This window comes from Alphaproteobacteria bacterium (assembly GCA_018063245.1).
Classification (GTDB): Bacteria; Pseudomonadota; Alphaproteobacteria; order JAGPBS01; family JAGPBS01; genus JAGPBS01.
This window is the reverse complement of the sequence record JAGPBS010000004.1, coordinates 13734-36190: the sequence shown is the minus strand read 5'-3', so window position 1 is coordinate 36190 and position 22457 is coordinate 13734. Positions and strand designations below refer to the sequence as shown.

The following is a 22457-nucleotide window of genomic DNA, read 5'->3' as shown; positions in this document are numbered from 1 at the left end:
TTATATGGTTGGCGTGGAATGGGATTGAACCACCGACCTCTGTAATGTAAAACTACAGCGCTCTCCCTCTGAGCTACACGCCTATAGTATTCAAAGTACTCGAATCATAGATTCATAATCTTCCCCTGTCAATATCAAAAAAACTTTCAAGAAATATTCACGCTATCAATATCACCTTCAGCATCCATCTCTTTACTCTGTTGATATTTTAAGCTAAAATAACCTCATCCGATCCATCCTAAAACCTCCATCAATGAGCTCTTACGTCATGACTAAATCGCCCCTTGTTTCTTTTGCACAAGACTTAATCCAGTGTCCCTCAGTCACGCCTGATGCCAGCAAAGCACTCGATCTTGTTGAACAGAGGCTCAAAGCCCTTGGCCTTCAAACACACAGACTCACCTACGGCGAAGAAGCGGATGCAGTTGATAATCTTTTTGCTTTTTACGGAACAGGAGCACCGCACTTTTGCTTTTTAGGCCACGTGGATGTTGTTCCTTATGGACCTCTTGACGATTGGACTCATCCGCCAACAGCAGGCCATATCGAAAATGGCATTCTCTATGGCAGAGGAGCCGTTGACATGAAATCGAGTGTTGCCGCTTTTTGTGAAGCGCTTGCTGCTTTCAAAACATCACACAAAGACTTTACAGGCAAAATCAGTCTTCTCATCACAGGCGATGAAGAAGGCCCTGCCATCAATGGCACGAAAAAAGTCATTGGCTGGATGAAAGAAAACAATCATTTACCAGACTTCTGTCTTGTTGGTGAACCTAGCTGCAGAAAAAGCTTTGGCGATACCATCAAAGTTGGCAGACGCGGCAGCCTCTCTGGCACCGTTAAAGTGATTGGCAAACAAGGCCACGCTGCCTATCCTCATCTGGCTGAAAATCCTGTCCCTGCCTTGCTTGATATTGCAAAAGCCTTAAATGAATTTCACTACGATGACGGCAATGAATGGTTTGAGCCAACCAATCTTGAAGTGGTTGCCCTGAAAACATCTTCGGAGGCCTACAATGTTATCCCCGCATTCGCAGAGCTCAGATTCAATGTTCGTTTTAATACAACCTACTCAACTGAGTCCCTTAAGACATGCATCGAAAAAATCATTCATCAAACAACGACCCTGAAAACAGAGATTCAGTTTATTGAAACCGGTGAATCCTTCTTGTCATCCACATCAATGGATATGCTGAATCAATTTGCAGACATTGTTGAAAACCATACAAAAATCAGACCTGAATTTACAACAAATGGCGGCACTTCTGATGCACGCTTTATGTTTCCTTATTGCCCTCTTTTAGAATTTGGGCCTTTGGGAAAAACCATCCATCAAATCAATGAACATATCCATTGTGATGAGCTTGAAAAACTTGCCGAAATATATCACCATATGCTTAGCTTCTATTTTAACCATGGATCATCACATGTCAAAAAACAAGAAAACGCCTAAGATAGACCCAGATCTCTCTGATTCCGCCAAATATATCTGGCGCGAAAATATCATGAAGATCCTTACTTTTGATGCAAACATGGTCAACCATTTCAAGGCAAATGCTCTTGATGCTTATCAGTCTTTTGCATTGGTCTTTATCGCCCTTCCCGCCAGTCTCCTCAGCATTTATTTACAATATGATCAAACACCTTTTGCTCAAAAAGGAATTGACTTTCAGCTGTTTGGGCTTGTTTATTTCCTCTGTTTTCTGATGCATCATGCGACCTATTATTTGATCCTTGCCCGTATTGCTGAAAGTTTTGAGCGCTGGCCAGGATTTCTTAAATATATTCAAATCAGAAATCTTCTTGTGACAATGATGATCGTTGCAGAAGTTGTCATTATCATTGGCGTCACACTCTTCTCATTTTCAGATGCACTTCATTTAACAGTCTCATTCCTACTCGGCATCTACGGAATCTTTCTTCAATATTTTATTATCCGTCAAAGCTTCAATGCCTCGGTTGGCTTCACGATTGGTCTTATTCTTCTTGATAACATTATTGCTCTTCTCACAACGATCGGCATATTATCTCTTGTTTTTCCGACAGCTGCAGCTTCATAAAGAGGAGGATCAATGGCTTATCATCAAAATACGCCTCCTTTAGACGGACTCAAAGTTCTTGATTTAAGCCGCATTTTGGCGGGCCCTTCTGCAACCCAATTATTAGGCGATCTTGGCGCTGACATTGTGAAAGTTGAACAAAAAAACAAAGGTGATGACACCCGTTTCTTTGGCCCGCCTTATCTGAAAAACAAAGTTGGAACCGATACAACAGAAAGCCCATTCTACCTTTCAGCCAATCGCAACAAAAGATCAATAGGGCTCGACTTCACCGACCCTACTGACCTAGACACTGTCAAAAAAATGGCTCAAAAAGCTGATATCCTCATTGAAAACTTTAAAACGGGTCATCTCACAAAATTTGGACTTGATTACGCATCATTACAAGCTCTTAACCCCTCACTTATTTATTGTTCCATCACTGGCTTTGGACAAACAGGACCCTATGCTGATTACCCTGGGTATGATTTTCTGATCCAAGCACGTGGGGGCATCATGAGCGTTTCTGGAGAGATAGATGGCGAGCCTCAAAAGGTTGGTGTTGGCATTGCAGATCTGATGGCGGGCATGTATGCCTCAACAGCTATTCTCGCAGCACTTCATGAAAGACAGACATCTCACAAGGGCCAATATATCGACATTTCTCTTTTAGATTGTCAAATCGCATGGCTCTCCTATGTTGGCCAATATTATTTGACCTCTGGGAAAAACCCACCGCGCCTTGGCAATGCGCACGCATCCATTGTTCCTTACCAAGCGATTGAGGCCAAAGATCATTGGATAGCCCTTGGCGTTGGCAATGACAGCCAATTTCAAAAGTTTTGCGCGTGCCTTAAGCGAGATGATTTGGCTGAGGATCCACGCTTTACAACAAACCAAAATCGCGTTCAAAACCGAGAGGCATTGATTGACATTCTGCGTCCCCTGATGCGCGCTGAAACCGGGGCTTATTGGATCCAGCTTTTAAATAAGGCAGGCATCCCTTGCAGCCCGATCAACACTGTCCCAGAAGCATTTGCTGATCCCCAAGTCCAAGCCCGAGGTATGAAAATTCAAATGCATCATAAAGGGGCTGGAGACAATATTGATCTCATCGGCAATCCCATCAAATTCTCAAGAACCAAAGTTGAGTATAAGTATGCCCCTCCCCAGCTCAATGAGCATGAACCGGAGATTCTCAAAGACTGGCTTGGGGAGTAAGGCTCTACATTCATTTCATTTCAGGCGGCATGACAGCTTTTAAAACTGAAAAGCCAGATGGCGGTTTCAAGAATCGAGGCCACAATGTTCTATAATGCATGACGTCTAAAAAAGTATCATTGAACCGATCAAGATCATATATCCTATCTTTGGTACTCTGAAGCCCCAAAAGCACATCATCAATCTTACGACGATTCCAACGCATTTCATCTTTATGATCATCATAACCCATCATTTGCTCTCTCAGGTTCGATGGCCTATACAGTAAATGAAATGGCTCAAGAGCAGAAATTAAATTATTCACATAAGAGGTCAATTCTGCATCCGAAGCCCTCATCCGAAAAATGCGCAACTCTTCTTCTACCTTCTGAATAATATGACGCACAACTCTGCGCTCTGCATAGACTTGTGTTGCAATATAAACACCAAAAACAAAGGTTCCTGCCAAAATCTCATCAACGATGGTGGCCTTTTGCATCAATGGTGTAAAAGGAGCAATCTTCACCTGACGTGATTGCAAGCTCTGCGGTGCAACACTCAACAAGCCAGCACAGCGCCGAACGGGAAGATGGCTAAAGTGACGTTGAGGATTCAACACAATGGCTTTAAAAGCTTGCGCTGCAAAACCTGTATTCTGAATTTTAAATATGCCGGACATTGTTTTTCTCCCTTACATTTTTACGTGATGAAATTAAAAATTTTTTCATTTCGGTTGCATTGCAGCCAAAAGAGAATAGCCCTCAGAACACTTAGGATATCTTGATAATCTTAAGCCAATAGCAATTGAGTCTAAAAACTGCTCATCAAATTGTTTAAAAATTGAGATTATATGTTTTGTATGCCTAAGCGCCGTAACCGTCTCATCAATAATATGACGACTCAATTCTGCTTCACTTCTAATAGATGAGTTCTTTTTAACATAGGCTTTGAGACTCATCCCCTTCAACATATACGAGTCTGCAAAATAAGGCTCAATGGCTTTCAACAGAGAGTCTGAATAAGCAATTTGTTCTTTTTCAGAACAAACAAGTCTAAAAACGTCGAGATCAGTTATTACTTTTTGGAGTACTTCATCTTTTTCTCTCTTCTCTGATTTTCCTCGCATCAGATAGTAAAGCCCTAAACCCCCAGCTACAAGGGTTAGTCCTCCATCTGCAATAGATGATTTCTGAATCAATGGAGTAAATGGTTTTGAGGCAAGGTGGCCTTGTCGTGCTTGCAAGTTATGTGTTGCAACTGTTAATAGTCCTCCACATCGCCGAATGGGAAGATGACTAATTTGACGCTGCGGATTCAAGACGATTGCCTTAAAAGCTTGCGCTGCAAAACCTGTATTTTGAATTTTAAATATGCCTGACATTGTTTTCTCTCCTTTATCTTTAAATATCAACGTTACTTCTGATAAAATTGAAGCTCCGTCCGTTTGACTTCTTGAACATGCAGCGCCGCTTCAATTTTCGAGCGATCATGGTCTGTCTTGGCATCTTCAAGATCTTCTTTCAGATTCTGAATCTGCTGATCAATCTGTTTTTCATCCAATTGAGCAAAAGGCAAAATGTCCTCAACCAAAATGGTACATTTATTATCAGAAATTTCAACAAAACCTGCTGATACAAAATGACGCTCAGGATTTTTATCATTCCCCGTTTCATCTGTTTGAATTTCAATCACGCCTGGCGCAAGACTCGATAGATAAGGAGAATGATGAGGCAGAACGCTAATACGCCCCTCTGAAGCCGGAACTCCAACATAGGAAACAGGTCCTGAAAATATAGATCCCTCTGGGGACACAATATCAAGTTGCAATTGAGTCGTCATCATTTTCTCCTTTGAGCCATTAGGCTCCTACCAAACTTTATCAAATGTCTTAAGCAGCTTCCGCCAATTTACGAGATTTTTCGACAACCTCATCAATTGTACCAACCATATAGAAGGCACTTTCAGGCAAGTGGTCATATTCACCAGAGATAATGCCTTTAAATCCACGGATTGTGTCTTCTAACTTCACAAAAACACCAGGTGTTCCGGTAAAGACTTCAGCAACATGGAATGGCTGTGAAAGGAAACGCTGAATCTTACGCGCTCTTGCAACTGTTAATTTGTCTTCTTCTGAAAGCTCATCCATACCCAGAATCGCGATAATATCCTGAAGGGATCTATAGCTTTGTAGAACGCGCTGAACGTCACGTGCAACTTGGTAATGTTCATCACCAACAACGCGAGGATCCAAAATACGACTTGTCGAATCAAGTGGATCCACAGCAGGATAAATCCCCAATTCAGCAATTTGGCGCGATAGAACAGTGGTCGCATCTAAGTGAGAGAATGATGTTGCAGGTGCAGGGTCAGTCAAGTCATCCGCAGGCACATAAATTGCCTGAACAGAAGTAATAGACCCTTTATTTGTTGTCGTAATGCGTTCTTGCAGCATACCCATATCTGTTGCCAAAGTTGGCTGATACCCCACAGCAGATGGAATACGGCCGAGCAAAGCTGACACTTCAGAGCCTGCCTGTGTGAAACGGAAAATATTATCAATAAAGAACAACACATCTTGCCCTTCTTCATCTCTGAAATATTCAGCGAGCGTCAGACCCGTTAAAGCAACACGCGCCCTTGCTCCTGGAGGTTCATTCATTTGTCCATAAACAAGAGCCGCTTTTGAACCTGGACCATCTGTTTTGATAACGCCTGACTCCATCATCTCGTGATAAAGGTCGTTTCCTTCACGTGTTCTTTCACCAACACCTGCGAAAACAGAATAACCACCATGTGCTTTCGCAATATTGTTGATGAGCTCCATAATCAAAACAGTTTTACCAACACCAGCGCCACCAAAAAGACCAATCTTGCCACCACGGCTATAAGGAGCTAGCAGATCAACAACCTTAATCCCTGTTACAAGAACCTGTGCTTCCGTTGATTGATCAACAAACTCAGGTGCTGAGCGGTGAATTGCTGATGACTTTTTGGCACCAACTGGGCCTCTTTCATCAATTGGATTTCCAATCACGTCAATAATGCGGCCTAATGTCTCAGGTCCAACTGGCACCATAATCGGAGCGCCTGTATCTTCTACCTCTTGACCTCTAACCATACCATCTGTTGAATCCATGGCGATCGCACGCACTGAATTTTCACCCAAATGCTGAGCCACTTCCATCACCAATGTTTTACCTTGATTCTGTGTGTGAATCGCATTCAAAATTTGTGGCAATTCGCCTTCATTAAACTCAACGTCAACCACAGCACCCAGAACCTGGGTCACTTTTCCTATCGATTTTGAAACTTTCTTTGCAGACATCCTATTTCTCCTTCTTCAATTTTTTATCTAACTTATGACAACTGGTTTTTAACAATTCTAAACGGCCTCTGCCCCAGAAATAATTTCGATCAACTCTTTGGTAATCACAGCCTGACGGGTACGGTTATAATTCAAGGTTAATTTCTTGATCATATCACCAGCATTGCGCGTTGCATTATCCATGGCACTCATGCGCGCCCCTTGCTCACCAGCAGCACTCTCAAGAACGGCTTGGTATAGCTGAATCAGAAAATTCTTTGGCAACAAAGACTCAAGAATTGTTTCTTCATCAGGCTCAAACTCATATTGTTCAGATGCTGCTTGACCATCCGTTGCCTCATTCTTCAAATTTTTATTCGCAGCTTTGCCATCGCTTGAATCTGCTGAAAATGGGATCACTTGTTTGATGCGCACTTCTTGACTAATCACTGAAATAAACTCATTGTACACAAAGTGACACTGATCAAACTCGCCTTTTTCGAGCATTTCCAAAATTGTCTCACCAATTTCTTGAACCTCGGAAAAGGGGATGTTTTTACCCAAATTCTGATAATGATGCACAATTTTTGAGCCATGTTCGCGTGTTAAAAGCTGCTTTGCTTTACGGCCAACTGTGATCAATTTTACAACTTTACCAACGCTCTCTAATTCCGTTATTTTAGCGCGCAGATGACGAATCAGGTTTCCATTAAAACCACCACAAAGACCTCGATCAGATGATATAACAACAAGCAATTGAACATGATCACCCGCTGCGCTCATCAATTTTGAGCCCACAATCTCAGGTGATGTCGTTGCAAGAACTGCTTTTAACATTTTACCAAGACTCTGTGCATAAGGCCTTGCTGCCTCTGCTTTTGTTTGGGCTCGCTTCAATTTTGAAGCTGCGACCATTTTCATCGCAGAGGTAATCTTACGTGTCGATTTAACGCTGTTGATCCGATTCCGGAGAGATTTTAAACTCGGCATCTTATACTTGCCCCTATCTTATTTTTACTGACTGTCCAAAACCTTAAGCTGCAACAAAATTTTTCACAAAAGCCCCAAGATACTCATGCAATTCTTTTTCTGTTGCCTCTGAAAGAGCTTGTTCTGAACGGATTGCAGAGACAATTTTTGGTTTTTTGGCCTTGATATCATCAAGCATACGGCGCTCAAACTTTGTAATATCGCGCACCTTGAGTGTATCTAGATACCCTTTCACACCACTGAAGATAGAAATCACTTGCTCTTCCATTGTCATAGGCGAGTACTGATTTTGCTTTAAAAGCTCTGTCAATCTTTCACCACGCGCCAGCAATTTCTGTGTTGCAGGATCAAGATCTGATGCAAACTGCGCAAAGGCCGCCATTTCACGATATTGAGCCAGATCAAGTTTAATAGAGCCCGCGACTTTCTTCATCGCCTTTGTTTGAGCAGCAGATCCAACACGGCTAACAGAAAGACCAACGTTAATCGCAGGACGAATACCACGATAGAAAAGTTCAGTTTCTAAGAAAATCTGACCATCTGTAATTGAAATAACGTTCGTTGGAATATAGGCAGAAACGTCACCAGCTTGGGTTTCAATAATTGGCAAAGCTGTCAATGACCCATTTCCTGCTTTATCACCCATTTTAGCTGCGCGCTCTAGCAAACGAGAGTGAAGATAGAAGACGTCTCCTGGGTAAGCTTCACGTCCTGGAGGACGGCGCAATAGCAATGACATCTGACGATAAGCAACAGCTTGCTTTGAGAGGTCATCATAAATGATCAATGCATGCTTTCCATTGTCGCGAAAATATTCACCCATTGTACATCCTGTATAGGGCGCCAAAAATTGCAGTGGCGCTGGCTCAGACGCTGTTGCTGCAACAACGATTGTATACTCGAGAGCACCATTCTCTTCTAGTGTTTTCACAATTTGAGCCACCGTTGATCTCTTTTGACCGCAGGCAACATAGATACAATAAAGCTTTTTGCCTTCATCTCCCCCTTGATGATGAACTTTTTGGTTCAAAATCGCATCAATCGCAACAGCTGTTTTACCTGTTTGACGATCCCCAATAATAAGCTCACGCTGACCACGACCAACTGGCACCAAGGCATCTAGCGCTTTCAGCCCTGTTTCCATTGGCTCATGAACTGATTTACGCGGGATAATACCAGGCGCTTTCACATCAACACGGCTCTTTTTCTTTGTTTTTAAAGGCCCTTTACCATCAATTGGATTTCCAAGACCATCTACAACACGACCTAAAAGCTCTTCGCCAATTGGAACCTCAACAATTGTTCCTGTTCTCTTAACAATATCGCCTTCACGCACGTCTCTATCGTCACCAAAGATAACGATACCAACATTATCTGACTCAAGGTTCAAGGCCATCCCTTTAAGACCACCATTAAACTCAACCAATTCACCGGCCATCACGCCAACAAGGCCACAAACACGGGCAACACCGTCACCAACAGAAACAACTTCACCAATTTCTGATACATTTGTATCAGCCTTGAAATCCTGAATTTTCTGTTCAATTTTTTGTTTTAGTTTTTTGGAAATTTCGGATGTGAGTAATTCCATTAGGCACCTTCTTTCATCATCATTGCAAGATTGTTAATTTTAGATTTGAGTGAGTCATCAAACATAGATGAGCCAACCCTGACGATTAAACCACCAATAATCGAAGGATCAACTTTCTGTTGAATTCGAACATTCGCGTTGTAATTTTTATCAAGACACTTTTTTAAATCAGCCATTTGATCTTTTTCCAAAGGATAAACTGAGATTACTTGCGCCTCTAAAATACCATTATACGCAGCAACCATATCTGTAAAAGCTGCGCAAAACTCTGTCAAATGATCCAGCCGATGGTTCTCGAGAACCACAGCTATAAAGCTCATTGTTGTATCAGAGATTTTGCCTTCTGCCTTTATTAAAGCAAGAATATCATTCTTATCATCTAATCTTACCAAATCAGACGACAAATATGTCTGCAATCCTGAGTCTGTCCCTAGCATTTGCTGCAGGAGATGAACCTCTTTTTCTACTTTTTCGATCTCTTTATGCTCGGCACAATAATCAAAGAGCGCCTTTGCATATCGCCTTGCAAGAATTGAGTGACTTTTAAGATGGGAAGGCAAGAAAACCTCCAGGGTAATGAGTTTATGTGGAAAAATATAACTAACCACCACGAGTTTATCTTTTTTCAAAAGCAGATCAAAGATAAATCGAGATGATCAAAAATATTTCATAGAGATTGATTATCATAGCTCCTTGTCCAGCGCAAGCTCTTTTATGAAAAAATCATCTCTTTTTTAAAAATGAGCAAAAATTTATAAATACTCATTGATCCAATGAACAATATCCAAAAAATAAAAGCCCCCTTAATAGGAGGCTTTTTACTGAAAAGATAAACTCTATTATGTTGGCCTTTGTGGTCTCGATGGCGTTGATGGAGTTGATGGAGTCTCTCTAGGAGAGGTATCACGCTCAAGGCTAGGTCTTCCAATATCTCTATCACGGCAACCTTGCTCTGCATATTGTTGGTTATCTGGATTTTTCCAATCGAATTTCTGATCGACACGATCACAACAGTAATCTTCTGTTGGGTCATTTGGATCACAACAGAAATCTTTATTTTTCTCATCACATTTTTTTGGTGTTGATACTTTTGATGCAACCAATTCAACGCTTGCTGTCATCGCTGAAACATTCAACTGAACAACTGATAGACCAAGCATAAAAAATCCGCTCATGAGTAGGGCTCTTTTAGCAGTTGACATTACATCATTCTTTTTTGTTTTTTTTGTGTCGATGATTTCATTTAACATTTTAATTCCCCCTTGTTGAACATATCCGGCGGACTACCTACTAACCTATTACGACAGCCCCTTCCCGCTTATGTAATTTCATTATATCATATTATTTTTTATTTTAAAACAAATTTTATATAATTTTTTTAAAAATATTAAATTAAATCAAAATTTAAAGGAAATGATACGGGTCAACATCGATTTGAAGTTTAATTGCTGATGGAATTTTTGACTTCGAAAGCCACTCAGCAATAAAGGACTGCATTTTAAAAGCTTTTGGAGCCTTAATTAAAAAGCGAACCCTGTATTTCCCGCGCAAAATCGCAATAGGTGCCGGCGCGGGACCTAATAAAACAACATGTTCATTTTTAGAAGGTTGAAGTCGGGCTAAGTCCTCTGCAGCAGACAGAACCTGCCCCATGTCACTACCTGAGAGAATAACGGCTGCAAGCCTGTAAAAGGGAGGCATCATTGATGCATTGCGCATTTCGAGCTCATAGGCAACAAAAGCGTCTCGGTTATCCTGCTGCATCGCCTCTAAAATCGGATTTTCTGGATGGTGGGTTTGAATATAAACCGAACCCGGCATATCTTCTCTCCCCGCTCTGCCTGCAACCTGCTGTAAAAGTTGAAATGTTTTTTCTGCTGCACGCAGATCTCCGCCCATCATGCCCGCATCAGCATCAATAACCCCAACCAATGTCAGGTGCGGAAAATGATGTCCTTTGGCTAGCATTTGCGTACCAATCAAAATCTGGATACGCCTGTCATAAATAGCCTGCATCATCTCCGCTAATTTCAGAGGATGTTGCATGGTATCGCTGGTAATCACACCGACATCCCAAGTCGGGAACAAGCGTTTTACTTCTTCTGCGATCCGCTCAACACCAGGACCACAGGCTGCTAACTCTCCAACGGCCTTACATTTTGGACAGTGATTTGGAAAAGGAATTGAAAAATCACAATGATGACATTGCAACACACCTTTTGCACGATGCTCCACAAGCCAAGCTGTACAATGAGGACACTGAAAACGATGACCACAAGACCGGCATAAAATTAAGGGTGCATAGCCTCGGCGATTCAAAAAGAGCATCACCTGTTCGCCACGATTCAGAACCTCATGCATTTTTTCAATGAAAATTGGCGCAATCCAGCGTTGTGATGGCGGCTTATTCTCTTTTAAATCAACCAAATTCACTTCTGGAAACTGAGCACCACCATGCCTCTCACGCAGGGCAACCAAATCGTATCGCTCCTGCTGAACATTCTGCCATGTCTCTAAGGAGGGCGTTGCTGAAGCAAGGAAAATGGGAATTTGTGACAGATGAGCTCTCACAATCGCCATATCACGTCCTTGGTAGAGAACTCCTTCTTCTTGCTTGTAAGCAGATTCATGCTCTTCATCAACAATGATAAGACCTAAATTCCGGAAAGGCAGAAACAAGGAAGATCTTGCTCCAACAATCAAACTGCTTTTCCCTGTCACACAGCCCATCCAGGTCTCACGTCTCTTTTTCTGACTCAAATCTGAGTGCCACAAATCTGGCGAGACGCCAAATCGCTTTTCAAAACGCCTGAACCAACCATCACTAAGCGCAATTTCAGGCAACATCACAAGCACCTGCCTGCCTGCATTCAAGCACTCTGCAATTGCCTCAAAATAAACTTCTGTCTTGCCTGACCCTGTCACACCATCAATGACTGTGCAGGTATATTTTTCAGCCCTACAGTGTTGAACCAAAACCTCTGCAGCCTTCTGTTGCTCTGGCGAGAGTGTTGCATTGGATGACATAGCACCATATGGTTTTCTCATTTGCCAAGGAAAAAGCAAATCAATTTTAAGGATACCAATTTCAGCCATCTTCTGGATTGTTGAGGCCCCACAGCCTGCTTTTTCAGCAAGATCCGCCAGAGACATTATCTTTTGCCTCTGCAAAATTTCAATCACTTTTTTGCGTGTTTCTGTCAGCTTCAACCCAGGCTCTAATGCTCTCGGAAGCAATTCACAGAGCTTATGAGGGACGGCCTTTGCTCTTAAGTCACTTCCGCTTAAACACATTTTTAAAATCAAACCCATGGGGGTCATTGTATATCGCCCAACCCATTCAACAAAATCACGCATCACCTGGGTCATGGCAGGCACAGGCAAAACAGCGCCGACAGGCTTTAACTTAATATCTTTAGGGAGTTCATAATGAACTTGCCACACAACACCGATCAGTCTTTGCGGACCAAATGACACCTCAACATAACTACCCTCTTCCGCATCTAGGTGAGCTGGCAAGCTATAGTCATAAGCCTTGTCAAGCTTAACAGGCAATAAAATACGCAAGATTTTACCCGTTGCAGAAGACTGATGAGAAGACTCGGCTGGATTGTGATCAAAAAGCATGGTAAAGTCGTTCATTTCGTTATTCCCGTTGACGGGAGTCAAATCAATTTTGTATGTTGACATCCTCCCCCACCTAAAGGAAGGGGATTCCTGATTGATCAAGCAGCTGCTTGATTTTTCAAGAATGGTTCCTGCTTCATCGAGACTGCCTCAGATTTCCTCTCGGATCCCCTTGGTCTTACTGTCTCTCCACAGGCTATCACGGCATGCCCTGCCGCAAGTAAATTTTTAGCTGCATTCACGTCAGCATTCATACTCATACCACATGATACACAAACAAAACAAGATTGCGTTTTTCTATTTTCTGAGCTCACATGGCCGCAAGCATGACACATTTGGCTTGTATGTTGGGGATTGATAAACAGAACATCGCCCCCACACCATAATTGCTTGTACTCAAGCTGACGCCTCATTTCTCCCCAGCCCTGATCAAGGATTAAGCGGTTTAATCCACTTTTCGCTCGAACATATTTGCCTGGTTTGTCGATCGTACCCGCTGCAGAGCGACTCATATTTTTGATACTTAAATCCTCAAGCACAATCATCGCGTGGTTTTTGCTAAGATTGGTCGTGATTTTGTGCAAATAGTCTTTTCTACAATTGCTGATCTTTTCGTGAATTTTTGCAACTTTCTGTATCTGTTTCTTTCTGTTTTGACTTCTTTTCTTTTTTCGCGCCAATGCCTTCTGAGCCCTGGCTAATTTTGCCTTGTAAGTCTTTGTTGGATTTAAAGGCGCAACTTGTGTTCCATCCGATAAGGTCACAAGTTGAGCAATCCCAACATCGATACCAACAATTGATTTTAATTCATGAATAGGCTTCTGGCACTCACTTTCTGTTTGAAAGCTGATGTACCAATCTCTGCCTTTCAGAGACAAGGTTGCATTTTTGATCGTGCCTACAATGGGGCGACTTCTCCAAAAGCGAACGCGGCCAAGTTTTGGGAGCGTTACGAAATCGCTATTGATGATAATTGATTTTGGCTCAGGAAAACGAAAAGAATCATGTATTCCCTTTTTGCGAAACTTCGGAAAGCCAGCTCTTTTCTGAAAGAAATTCTTATAGGCTTTTTCAAGATCCATGAGCTTTTGCTGCAAAATCTGAGCAGGTGCTTCTTTGAGAAAAGCGAGCTCATCTTGCTTTTTCCACATGACCAATTCACGAGCAATGTCCGGGTAAGAAAGCTTTTTCTGGCCTTGATCATGGCGCTCTTTTTGTAAGGCTAATGCTTTGTTGTAAACAAAACGAGAGCAACCCGCATAGGCTCCAAGAAGGCGCCTTTGCTCATCCGTTGGCCTTAGTTTAAAACGAAAAGCTTGCAATTTGATCATCATGATTTGAATCTGCACAAAATTGTGCTATGATGCAAGAGAAAAGTTGTGTGGCTTGAATCCTCCACCTAAAGGAAGAGGTTTTACGCCACTTTAGATAATCGACACGATTCACAATAGACAAGGACATGCCATGAAATTTTTTGTTGATACTGCTAACTTCTCAGAAATTAAAGAACTTGCTGAAACAGGCCTTTTAGATGGCGTGACAACAAACCCATCTCTTGTCTCCAAAACAAACGATAACTTCATCGATCTTATCACCAAAATTGCCAAGCTTATCAGTGGTCCTGTGAGTGCTGAAGTCGCTTCCACTGATTATACCAATATGATGAAAGAAGGTGAATATCTCGCAAGCCTCGCTAAGAATATCGCTGTCAAAGTTCCTTTAACGCAAGACGGCCTCAAAGTTTGCAAAAATTTAACATCAGCTGGTGCTATGGTCAATGTAACTTTATGTTTTTCAGCTTCACAGGCTCTCCTCGCTGCAAAAGCGGGTGCAACATTTATTTCTCCTTTTATCGGACGGCTTGATGATATCAGCTGCGATGGCCTCTCTCTCATTTCTGACATTGTCACAATCTACCAAAATTATGATTTCGCAACTGAAGTTCTTGTTGCGTCAATCCGCAACCCTCTCCACATCGTTGAGGCTGCCAAAATGGGTGCTCATGTCGCAACCATTCCGCCTCAAATCATGAAACAATTGTTTCATCATCCGCTCACCGATCTTGGGCTTGAAAAATTCACACAAGATTGGCAAAAGTCAGGCCAATCTATCTTTGCTGCTTGATTGAATGACCATGGCAGATCAGAAAGAGATCAAAATCCTGCCTCTTGATGATCATTTGCTGAGCCTCTTTTCTCAATGGCTTGAAAAGCTAGCCGTTGAAAAAGCATATTCTCCATTGACAATCACTTCATATCGCCATGATGTCGGCTCATTTTTTTCCTTCATGAATCAACATCTTGGAGAAACACTTACACTCAAAGTGCTTATTGATTTAACAGTCACAGACTTCAGAAGCTGGCTTTCTTCTCTAGCAGCTGAGCAATTGAAAACTGTGTCTCGCGCACGCGCTCTTTCAGCGCTTAAAGGCTTTTACAAATACCTTGAACGTGAAGGCCACGGAATCAACAGCAGACTTTCGCTTTTACAAAGCCCCAAACGCGAGAGAAAACTCCCGCGCCCCATTGTAAAGGAAGCAATCGATACAGTTCTCTCTGAAATGGAAAACCATCTTGAGCCTTGGATTGGAAGGCGCGATCGTGCGCTCTACCTGCTCCTATATGCAACTGGACTGAGGATTAGCGAGGCTTTGAGTTTAAAAGTCAAAGATCTTATTCACAAACCACATATTTTGACAATCCTCGGTAAAGGCAAAAAAGAAAGACTGATCCCTCTTCTACCCGCCATCCACGATGAAATCGACCTTTACCTTAAAACATGCCCCTATCCAACTGAACCGGACCGAGCTCTTTTTCTCGGCTTTAAAGGAAAAAAGCTCCAGCCTGATGTTGCAAGAAAACATCTGCGACTCATTCGCAAAATGTATAATTTACCTGATGAAACAACGCCCCACAGTTTCCGACACTCCTTTGCCAGCCATCTCTTACAAAATGGAGCTGATATGAGATCAATCCAAGAACTCATGGGCCATGCCTCTTTATCATCAACACAGCAATATACAGAGATTGATTTGGAGCATCTCATCAGCTCTTATCAAAATGCCCATCCACGGTCAGGGAAACCCTAAGACCCAACGAGCTTTCTGGGTTGTTTCTCAATCTCTTCAGGACGATCAAGCTTATTTTCTGCAGAAATCACTTTTAAATCTTCAAACTTACGCGCACTCACTAGAACGCGCGTTTCAAAGGTCCCAATTGTTTTATTATAAGACTCAACGGATCGAGACAATTGAAGGCCCAACTGATCCAAATGGCCTTTCATATCCGATAATCTCTTATGAAGCTCTTGACCAACATCACTGATCTGACGTGCATTTTCAGCCAAACTCTCTTGACGCCAGCCATAAGAAACAGCTCTCAGCAAGGCAATGAGCGTTGTTGGTGTTGACAGAATCACACCATTTTGCATACCGATCTCAATCAACTCAGGATCAACCTCAAGAGCTGCACTGAAAAAATTCTCACCCGGCAGAAACATCACAACAAACTCTGGCGATTCTTCAAACTGCCCCCAATAGGCTTTGCTACCGAGTGATCGCATATGATCACGGATATGTTTCGCATGGCGATCAAGCGCCTCTTTGCGCTCTTTCTCCGTATGCACCTCAAGGCTTTCAAGATAGGCAATGAGTGGCGTTTTGGCATCAACCACAATGGTTTTGCCCGCCGGCAAATGAATGATCACATCAGGACGCAAACGACCTTCCTCATGCTGACCAGAGACTTGCTCTGTGAAATCACAGTGCGAGAGCATCCCCGCCATTTCAACAACACGCCGCAATTGAATCTCACCCCAACGACCGCGCGCCGTTGGTGTTCTGAGCGCCTTTACCAGCTGCCCTGTCTCTTGCCTAAGTTCTTTTTGCGTTTCAAGCATTGAGAGCACATGTTGCTTAAGCCCTTCATATGCACCAACACGTGTTTTTTCAACCTCAGTTAGATGCTCACCCATTTTCAAAAGAGATTCCTGTACTGGCTTTAGCACATCTGTAAGCGCCTGGTGCTTTTTTTCAAACTCACCAACAGCGCCTTGTTGAAGCGTTTTGAATGATTGAGCGGCAAGGTTCAAAAATTGTTCACTATTGTTCTTTAAAATATCCGCAGACAGAGCTTTGATTTGATCTTTAAAGCCTTCTTCTGTTTTCTGCAGCAAGGCTAATTTCTCACCAAAATGCTTTGCTTCAAGCTCTTGGGCCATTTGGAGAGCTGAGATTTCCTGCTCTAAATGAGAGATTTTTTGTTGCGCTCTTGTGTAAATAAAAAACCAAACGATGCTTGCGATGAAAAATCCGCAAGCCCCTGATGTTAACATGAATCCGATATCCGTCATTATATGCCCCTCTTTGAGAGACACTCTATCCTGATTTATGCCAAAATCATAGACCGAAAATTATACGAAGAAGACTCTGAAAAATTTAAGAATGAGAACAACAAACGCCAGAACAACATACATGCGCGCAATAAAGAACCACATCAAAAACTCAACATTCATGGCGCATCGCCAGATCAAATAAAGCCAATAGGCTGAAAAAGCGAAGACAATGCCATAACCTATTTGCTCGCCCATCCCCGGCCAAACAGTGACCAAAAACCATTTAATCAAAAAGACACTAAAATGCCCAAGAATGCCTATCACCCAGAAAGTCTTCCATAACTCAAGCTCACCATGCGATGCATCAATCAGATCAAGTTTCATACGCCCTAAAAAGTCACCTATCAAGCCCATATTTTTCTCCTTATTTTAAAAAGATAAAACCAAACTTCACATCTTCCTTTTCATATATTATACAATAAAATTAAATATTATGATAAATAAAAATACATATCATTTTAATTGACAACAATTTTGTCGACATGATATCGTTCAATCACCAAAATTAGGAAGAGTTACACAATGTCATCTTTGCAGTCTAAAGCATCTGAAATCACCATCTACAGTTATGATCTCATACGTGATGATTCTAGTGGCGCCATTAAAAAGATCTACCTTCAAAAGATCGTTACTGAACACACCGTCTCAGTCAGACAATTAACGAAAATTTTAACGCCTCAAAACACAGCCCTTTTCTCTCGCCCTATTTTCTTTTTAAAAAAGGCAGATATTCATGCATTGCCATCAGCCTTTCAGTCAAATGGATGGGCGCGCTTCTTTGAGGCGATGTATTTCACTGTTTCCGGTAAAAACTGCCCTGCATCGATGAGCCCTCAAGAACGGGATTCAAAAACAGTTGATCTTGAGGAAACAATCCGTATTCTCACAGAACTCAGCACTGATCCCGTTACAGATCCCCACCTGCTTCCTCTTGTAAACAACACCCTTGGCATTCTTTACAATAGAGCACTTGGCATAGCAAGAGACTTATCAAAAGCATTTTCTTATTTCGAATTGGCTGCAAAGGGTGGTCTTGCTCAGGCTCACATATATCTCGGTATTTTTTATGGCAACGGCCTTATCGTTCAGAAAGATATTCACACGGCTATTGCGCATTTTAAAATTGCCATGAATTCAGGATCAATTGAAGCTCTGTACCAATTGGGAAATCTCTTTTGTTTAGAAAAAGAGAAAATTGAAAAATCGCTCCCCTATTTTACTGCAGCTGCTCAGAAAAAGCATCCAACTGCACTCTTTTGGTTGGGTTATTTAGCCGTCGAACAGGCAAAATCAAAATCCTTATCTAAAAAGGAAAAGATGAACTTAGAACGCAAGGCCGTTGAGCATTATAGAGAAGCCGCGCAATTAGATTGTGTTGCCGCTCAACTTGACTTAGGACAAGCCCATGTATTTGGATACCTTGGCTTGCCTAAGAAAAATGCACTAGCACTCAAATATTTCACTTCCGCAACACAAAACAGATCTTCAGAAGGAGCAGGGAATCTTGGTACACTGTACGTCAAATCATGTGATCCAATTGACAATCAATATGAAACAGCCATCACGTACTTTTTAAAAGCCTGTCGATACAACCCTGCAAATTTAGAAAAGACAGTCACTACCATCAATAAACTACTAAGGCACCTCGCCAATAGCCCTTCAAAAGAAGCTTATGCTATTGCCTCAGCCCTTTCAAAACGCGTCACCTCTTATGGTGACAAACATCATTTATTTATCTCCTCTGAAGCATATCCTCTGGCACCACTTTCCAAGAAAAACATAACTGATCAACCACCTCAACTCGACAATGCAGAAGCAATAAAAAACCTTGTAACTTTTGGTCAAACGGCTCGCTCTTACTATCGAAAGACATTATCGGCTGAAGAAGATGCTCTCTTTTTAGCTGAAGAAAGCGAAAGACTTGAACGAACAAAAGATTTGGTTGAAAATTTTATACCAATTCTTAGTTATTTTTGTGATCTATATTCAGTTTATATAGAAAGGCACGGCGCAGAATCACAATCTGTTGATTTTTTAACATTTGCAAGCACAACATCCACTTGGAGACCTGCGGCACAACATCACTTACTCTCTCGGCTCTATTGCCTCAATGCACGCGATATTTTCTATATCCACAAAATTCTAGGGAAAATGTATTTTTTCAGCCATCTTGTTTCTGCTTTGCCTTTTCATCGATGGGAAGATAAAAAACTTGTGACAACTGTTCACATGAGGCTGCTCAATTATTATCTCCAAATTATGGCAACCGAGGTCACTGACATTGGCAAATTAGCGGACGATCCAGTCACAACACTTAACCATTTAATCAACACCTGTTACTGGGATATGTGTCAACTTCTGACCACCGCAAAAGAACAACACCATAAAATAAATAGTCTCGAGCGGATCATGATCATAGCCGTAACATATAGCATGATTCATCGACAAACAAATCCTCAGACGCAACAACTGCTCATTGAGGCCTTTTTGTCTCAAGTTCTTAATTGTCCTGCTCTCAAAGAAGAATCAATCCATGAATTTGATCTCTTTCTGAATCAGTATCAAAATAATGCGCCAGTGACACTTGAAACAATTATTGCGCTTGGGATCACAAATATACATGATGCATTGCCAATTGCAACAAAAGCGCTCAAGAATCACTCCCACATCAATGACTTTAAAATAAAGTCAGCCGCGATTGTTGCCTTCTTCAATGAAAGATATGCTCATTTTCACGCAGCAAAACTCGAAGCCGAACGCAAAGCAAAAGAAGAAGCACAAGCTCTCAAAGCAAAGGAAAAAGCTGAGAAAGAAGCAGCCCTCCGGAAAATCCTAAAGGAGAAAGTACTCAAATCCCAAAAAGAAATTCTGGAAAAACTCCAAAAGGACATTGATGCGCATGCCTGTGGAGAAAGTAAAACACGCGCTTTACAAGAAGATCTAGGGCGCCTGCAAACACTCCATCAAGAAACGATTGCCTTTGCAACCTACTCACAAACTCTCAAGGATAAATTTCTAAAAACGCATCGAAAAATTCAAGCTCTCATAGCGATGGAGCCTTCGATGAGCCCTGCAAACCCACCTCTCATGATTGAGCTAAATACCCAACCCGTTTCATCTTCACCTGATAAAACAAATATGAAAAGTGAGGTCCTGCAACTCCTTGAGGAAAGAGAAGCCTTAAAGTCAAAAAAGGAAATTGAATCTACTCTTAAAAAAGAAGAACGCGCCCAAGCACGGGCAACCAAACGAGCAGACTATGTAGAAGCACACACACCCCAAATAGAGGAGCCAACACTACCTTCTTTGCCTGAACCCGTTAGACTGGATTCAATTGAATCCTTTCAAGATAAAACCACTGAAAATATCTTTACATCACAATCAGATCAATATGCTGGCAAAGCGGTGTTTCTGCTCAATCTCATCAATCGCTCAAAAAGCATCACGGAAATCAGATCACAAATCACACATGGACAAAATCTTGAACCCTTGATTGGCCACGCTCTTAAGGTAAAGGGGGTAAAGAACCCTCTCCAACAATACTCACTCCGCATTAACGACAAATACCGAATTACTTTTTACTGGGATAAAACTGGTAAAAAAGCACATCATGTTTGGTTTGGCGATTATCATGCATAAAGCCAAAAATAATCAATTGGCATTATTCTTTTGAAAATTTTATAACTGAAGTTAAAAATTTTCATGCGCTCTCCCTGAGCATCATCAGGGTCACTTCATAAAAAAATGAAAAAACTAAAGCTGAAAGTTTCTTGTTGGATACAAGGTCCTCATCTCTTGCCAAAGCTTTTTTACTGCAACTTCAATGTTGTTATCCCCAAAATTAAGGTCTGTCAGCGTCCTATTCACTTTGAGTGCCTCAGCAAGCGCTCTTGCGCCTTCAACTCCAATTCGGTTATCCTCAAGATTAAGGTCTGTCAGCGTCCTGTTCACTTTGAGTGCCTCAGCAAGCGCTCTTGCGCCCACATCTCCAATTTGGTTAACCCAAAGATTAAGGTCTGTCAGCGTCCTGTTCTCTTTGAGTGCCTCAGCAAGCGCTCCTGCGCCTTCATCTCCAATTTGGTTAAAACCAAAATGAAGGCTTGTCAGCGTCCTATTCTCTTTGAGCACCTCAGCAAGTGCTCTTGCACCTTCAACTCCAATTCGGTTATTCTCAAGATTAAGGTCTGTCAGTGTCCCGTTTTCTTTGAGTCCCTCAGCAAGCGCTCTTGCACCTACCCCTCCAATTTGGTTAGACCAAAGATTAAGACTTGTGAGCGTCCTATTCTCTTTGAGAGATTCAGCAAGCGCTCTTGCGCCTGCATCTCCAATTTGGTTACCTTCAAGATTAAGGTCTGTCAGCGTCCCGTTCACTTTGAGTGCCTCAGCAAGCGCTCTTGCACCTACACCTCCAATTTGGTTAGACCAAAGATTAAGGTCTGTCAGCGTCCCGTTCACTTTGAGTGCCTCAGCAAGCGCTCTTGCGCCCACATCTCCAATTTGGTTATCCCCAAGACTAAGGGTTGTTAGCATCCTGTTCTCTTTAAGAGCATCAGCAAGCGCCACAGCACCTACATTTCCCATCTCATAAGTGACGTTGATCTTCGTTATAAAAGCCTGCTCTCGGAAAATAAAGGAAAGGTCTTCTTGATTTTCAATCGTGCAGACATGCCAAAGCCCAAACATTTCGGATAGAGCTGTATCTTCTGGAAAGGCTTTGGTTTTTGCCAGAAAATCTTGCAATGTCACCTGCGCATATTGGTCTCTTACCACTTTTTGGATGATTGGTCTCATATCAGAACGGAAAAGATAGGGATTGAAATCCGCCCCTTCAGAACAGAGGCTTTTGATCTCTTGAAAAAGAGCGAGGATGGCATCGTCTGTCTTAGCCTCTTTTAGCTTTCGTTCTATAGTTGGCTGAAGGAATCTCATTTTGATATTCTGAGATAGAGTGGTATTTTGAATTCCTATCACTCTTTCAGCAAGTGGCAACTGATTGAACACACCCAATTGGAATGTAAAAGCAATATCATATAATTTAGGGATTTGTTTTTCTGGCGCTACTTGAACTGAAGGAACGCCTTGTTCTTGGTGCTCAACTGTTGAACTAAGTTCGTTTAATACATGTAAATGTGTCATGCTGTTATGTCTTTCGGGTCATAATAGGATTATGAAAATATCATTCGTAAAATATACAAAATTAATTACATTTGCAAATGAATAGTGAACATTTTCTATTTTGCTTCTACAAAATGAAAAAAGGCCTTGCATTCCTGCACCCAACTCCGCTATATTACTTCTTTGATTTTCGCTTTGT

General features: G+C 41.9%; 18 protein-coding genes, 1 tRNA gene and 1 pseudogene. 6 read left to right on the top strand and 14 right to left on the bottom strand.

Annotated elements, in window-relative coordinates; genetic code table 11:
- Positions 1-5: 5 nt before the first annotated feature.
- A tRNA-OTHER gene (locus tag KBF71_00950) sits at positions 6-83 on the bottom strand.
- A gap of 185 nt (positions 84-268) precedes the next feature.
- On the opposite strand from KBF71_00950, the gene dapE reads away from it, so the two are divergent.
- From dapE to KBF71_00935, 3 genes are read left to right on the top strand one after another with little or no spacing between them, the layout of a single operon-like run.
- Positions 269-1453, top strand: a complete 1185-nt coding sequence (gene dapE / locus KBF71_00945) for a succinyl-diaminopimelate desuccinylase (GenBank protein MBP9876885.1) — start codon at positions 269-271, stop codon at positions 1451-1453.
- Positions 1428-2060: a hypothetical protein gene (locus KBF71_00940; protein ID MBP9876884.1), complete on the top strand. Its 633-nt coding sequence runs from the start codon at positions 1428-1430 to the stop codon at positions 2058-2060. The genes dapE and KBF71_00940 overlap by 26 nt, the downstream gene beginning before the upstream one ends.
- Positions 2061-2072: 12 nt before the next feature.
- Complete coding sequence (locus tag KBF71_00935) at positions 2073-3260, top strand: CoA transferase (protein ID MBP9876883.1); 1188 nt, start codon at positions 2073-2075, stop codon at positions 3258-3260.
- Positions 3261-3270: 10 nt separating this feature from the next.
- Here KBF71_00935 and KBF71_00930 read toward each other — a convergent pair whose 3' ends face one another.
- The 10 genes and pseudogenes from KBF71_00930 to KBF71_00885 form a co-directional block, all read right to left on the bottom strand.
- The gene (locus tag KBF71_00930; GenBank protein MBP9876882.1) at positions 3271-3918 is read right to left on the bottom strand and encodes a hypothetical protein; all 648 of its coding nucleotides are present in this window, start codon (positions 3916-3918) and stop codon (positions 3271-3273) included.
- A gap of 45 nt (positions 3919-3963) precedes the next feature.
- Positions 3964-4620, bottom strand: a complete 657-nt coding sequence (locus tag KBF71_00925) for a hypothetical protein (GenBank protein ID MBP9876881.1) — start codon at positions 4618-4620, stop codon at positions 3964-3966.
- A gap of 32 nt (positions 4621-4652) precedes the next feature.
- A complete protein-coding gene (gene atpC, locus KBF71_00920) occupies positions 4653-5078 on the bottom strand; it encodes an ATP synthase F1 subunit epsilon (GenBank protein ID MBP9876880.1) in 426 nt (141 codons plus the stop codon).
- Between the two features lie 49 nt (positions 5079-5127).
- Positions 5128-6564: a F0F1 ATP synthase subunit beta gene (atpD, locus tag KBF71_00915; protein ID MBP9876879.1), complete on the bottom strand. Its 1437-nt coding sequence runs from the start codon at positions 6562-6564 to the stop codon at positions 5128-5130.
- A gap of 57 nt (positions 6565-6621) precedes the next feature.
- Positions 6622-7533, bottom strand: coding sequence for a F0F1 ATP synthase subunit gamma (locus KBF71_00910; GenBank protein ID MBP9876878.1), 912 nt, complete (start codon positions 7531-7533; stop codon positions 6622-6624).
- 43 nt (positions 7534-7576) lie between these two features.
- Positions 7577-9124, bottom strand: a complete 1548-nt coding sequence (gene atpA, locus KBF71_00905) for a F0F1 ATP synthase subunit alpha (protein MBP9876877.1) — start codon at positions 9122-9124, stop codon at positions 7577-7579.
- Entirely contained in the window at positions 9124-9684 is a 561-nt protein-coding gene (gene atpH / locus KBF71_00900; GenBank protein MBP9876876.1) for an ATP synthase F1 subunit delta, read from the bottom strand. The genes atpA and atpH overlap by 1 nt, the downstream gene beginning before the upstream one ends.
- A 279-nt stretch (positions 9685-9963) precedes the next feature.
- Positions 9964-10374: a hypothetical protein gene (locus KBF71_00895; GenBank protein ID MBP9876875.1), complete on the bottom strand. Its 411-nt coding sequence runs from the start codon at positions 10372-10374 to the stop codon at positions 9964-9966.
- A gap of 154 nt (positions 10375-10528) precedes the next feature.
- The gene (locus KBF71_00890; GenBank protein MBP9876874.1) at positions 10529-12751 is read right to left on the bottom strand and encodes a primosomal protein N'; all 2223 of its coding nucleotides are present in this window, start codon (positions 12749-12751) and stop codon (positions 10529-10531) included.
- 176 nt (positions 12752-12927) lie between these two features.
- Positions 12928-14082 (bottom strand): annotated as a pseudogene (locus KBF71_00885) (transposase).
- A 133-nt stretch (positions 14083-14215) separates the two neighbouring features.
- On the opposite strand from KBF71_00885, the gene fsa reads away from it, so the two are divergent.
- Entirely contained in the window at positions 14216-14875 is a 660-nt protein-coding gene (gene fsa / locus KBF71_00880) for a fructose-6-phosphate aldolase (GenBank protein ID MBP9876873.1), read from the top strand.
- A gap of 10 nt (positions 14876-14885) precedes the next feature.
- The gene (locus KBF71_00875; protein MBP9876872.1) at positions 14886-15839 is read left to right on the top strand and encodes a tyrosine recombinase XerC; all 954 of its coding nucleotides are present in this window, start codon (positions 14886-14888) and stop codon (positions 15837-15839) included.
- On the opposite strand, the gene KBF71_00870 is transcribed toward KBF71_00875, so the two are convergent.
- Positions 15836-17101: a DNA recombination protein RmuC gene (locus KBF71_00870; protein ID MBP9876871.1), complete on the bottom strand. Its 1266-nt coding sequence runs from the start codon at positions 17099-17101 to the stop codon at positions 15836-15838. The genes KBF71_00875 and KBF71_00870 overlap by 4 nt on opposite strands.
- A 60-nt stretch (positions 17102-17161) precedes the next feature.
- Positions 17162-17497, bottom strand: a complete 336-nt coding sequence (locus KBF71_00865; GenBank protein MBP9876870.1) for a hypothetical protein — start codon at positions 17495-17497, stop codon at positions 17162-17164.
- Between the two features lie 168 nt (positions 17498-17665).
- On the opposite strand from KBF71_00865, the gene KBF71_00860 reads away from it, so the two are divergent.
- Complete coding sequence (locus KBF71_00860; GenBank protein MBP9876869.1) at positions 17666-20782, top strand: SEL1-like repeat protein; 3117 nt, start codon at positions 17666-17668, stop codon at positions 20780-20782.
- Between the two features lie 114 nt (positions 20783-20896).
- On the opposite strand, the gene KBF71_00855 is transcribed toward KBF71_00860, so the two are convergent.
- Complete coding sequence (locus KBF71_00855; GenBank protein ID MBP9876868.1) at positions 20897-22279, bottom strand: hypothetical protein; 1383 nt, start codon at positions 22277-22279, stop codon at positions 20897-20899.
- Positions 22280-22457 lie beyond the last annotated feature (178 nt).

Bases quoted from the DNA above. Each gene is read 5' to 3' on its own strand.
- dapE (MBP9876885.1), top strand. From the start codon at position 269: ATGACTAAATCGCCCCTTGTTTCTTTTGCACAAGACTTAATCCAGTGT.
- KBF71_00940 (MBP9876884.1), top strand. From the start codon at position 1,428: ATGTCAAAAAACAAGAAAACGCCTAAGATAGACCCAGATCTCTCTGAT.
- KBF71_00935 (MBP9876883.1), top strand. From the start codon at position 2,073: ATGGCTTATCATCAAAATACGCCTCCTTTAGACGGACTCAAAGTTCTT.
- KBF71_00930 (MBP9876882.1), bottom strand. From the start codon at position 3,918: ATGTCCGGCATATTTAAAATTCAGAATACAGGTTTTGCAGCGCAAGCT.
- KBF71_00925 (MBP9876881.1), bottom strand. From the start codon at position 4,620: ATGTCAGGCATATTTAAAATTCAAAATACAGGTTTTGCAGCGCAAGCT.
- atpC (MBP9876880.1), bottom strand. From the start codon at position 5,078: ATGACGACTCAATTGCAACTTGATATTGTGTCCCCAGAGGGATCTATA.
- atpD (MBP9876879.1), bottom strand. From the start codon at position 6,564: ATGTCTGCAAAGAAAGTTTCAAAATCGATAGGAAAAGTGACCCAGGTT.
- KBF71_00910 (MBP9876878.1), bottom strand. From the start codon at position 7,533: ATGCCGAGTTTAAAATCTCTCCGGAATCGGATCAACAGCGTTAAATCG.
- atpA (MBP9876877.1), bottom strand. From the start codon at position 9,124: ATGGAATTACTCACATCCGAAATTTCCAAAAAACTAAAACAAAAAATT.
- KBF71_00895 (MBP9876875.1), bottom strand. From the start codon at position 10,374: ATGTTAAATGAAATCATCGACACAAAAAAAACAAAAAAGAATGATGTA.
- KBF71_00890 (MBP9876874.1), bottom strand. From the start codon at position 12,751: ATGCTTTTTGATCACAATCCAGCCGAGTCTTCTCATCAGTCTTCTGCA.
- fsa (MBP9876873.1), top strand. From the start codon at position 14,216: ATGAAATTTTTTGTTGATACTGCTAACTTCTCAGAAATTAAAGAACTT.
- KBF71_00875 (MBP9876872.1), top strand. From the start codon at position 14,886: ATGGCAGATCAGAAAGAGATCAAAATCCTGCCTCTTGATGATCATTTG.
- KBF71_00870 (MBP9876871.1), bottom strand. From the start codon at position 17,101: ATGACGGATATCGGATTCATGTTAACATCAGGGGCTTGCGGATTTTTC.
- KBF71_00865 (MBP9876870.1), bottom strand. From the start codon at position 17,497: ATGGGCTTGATAGGTGACTTTTTAGGGCGTATGAAACTTGATCTGATT.
- KBF71_00860 (MBP9876869.1), top strand. From the start codon at position 17,666: ATGTCATCTTTGCAGTCTAAAGCATCTGAAATCACCATCTACAGTTAT.
- KBF71_00855 (MBP9876868.1), bottom strand. From the start codon at position 22,279: ATGACACATTTACATGTATTAAACGAACTTAGTTCAACAGTTGAGCAC.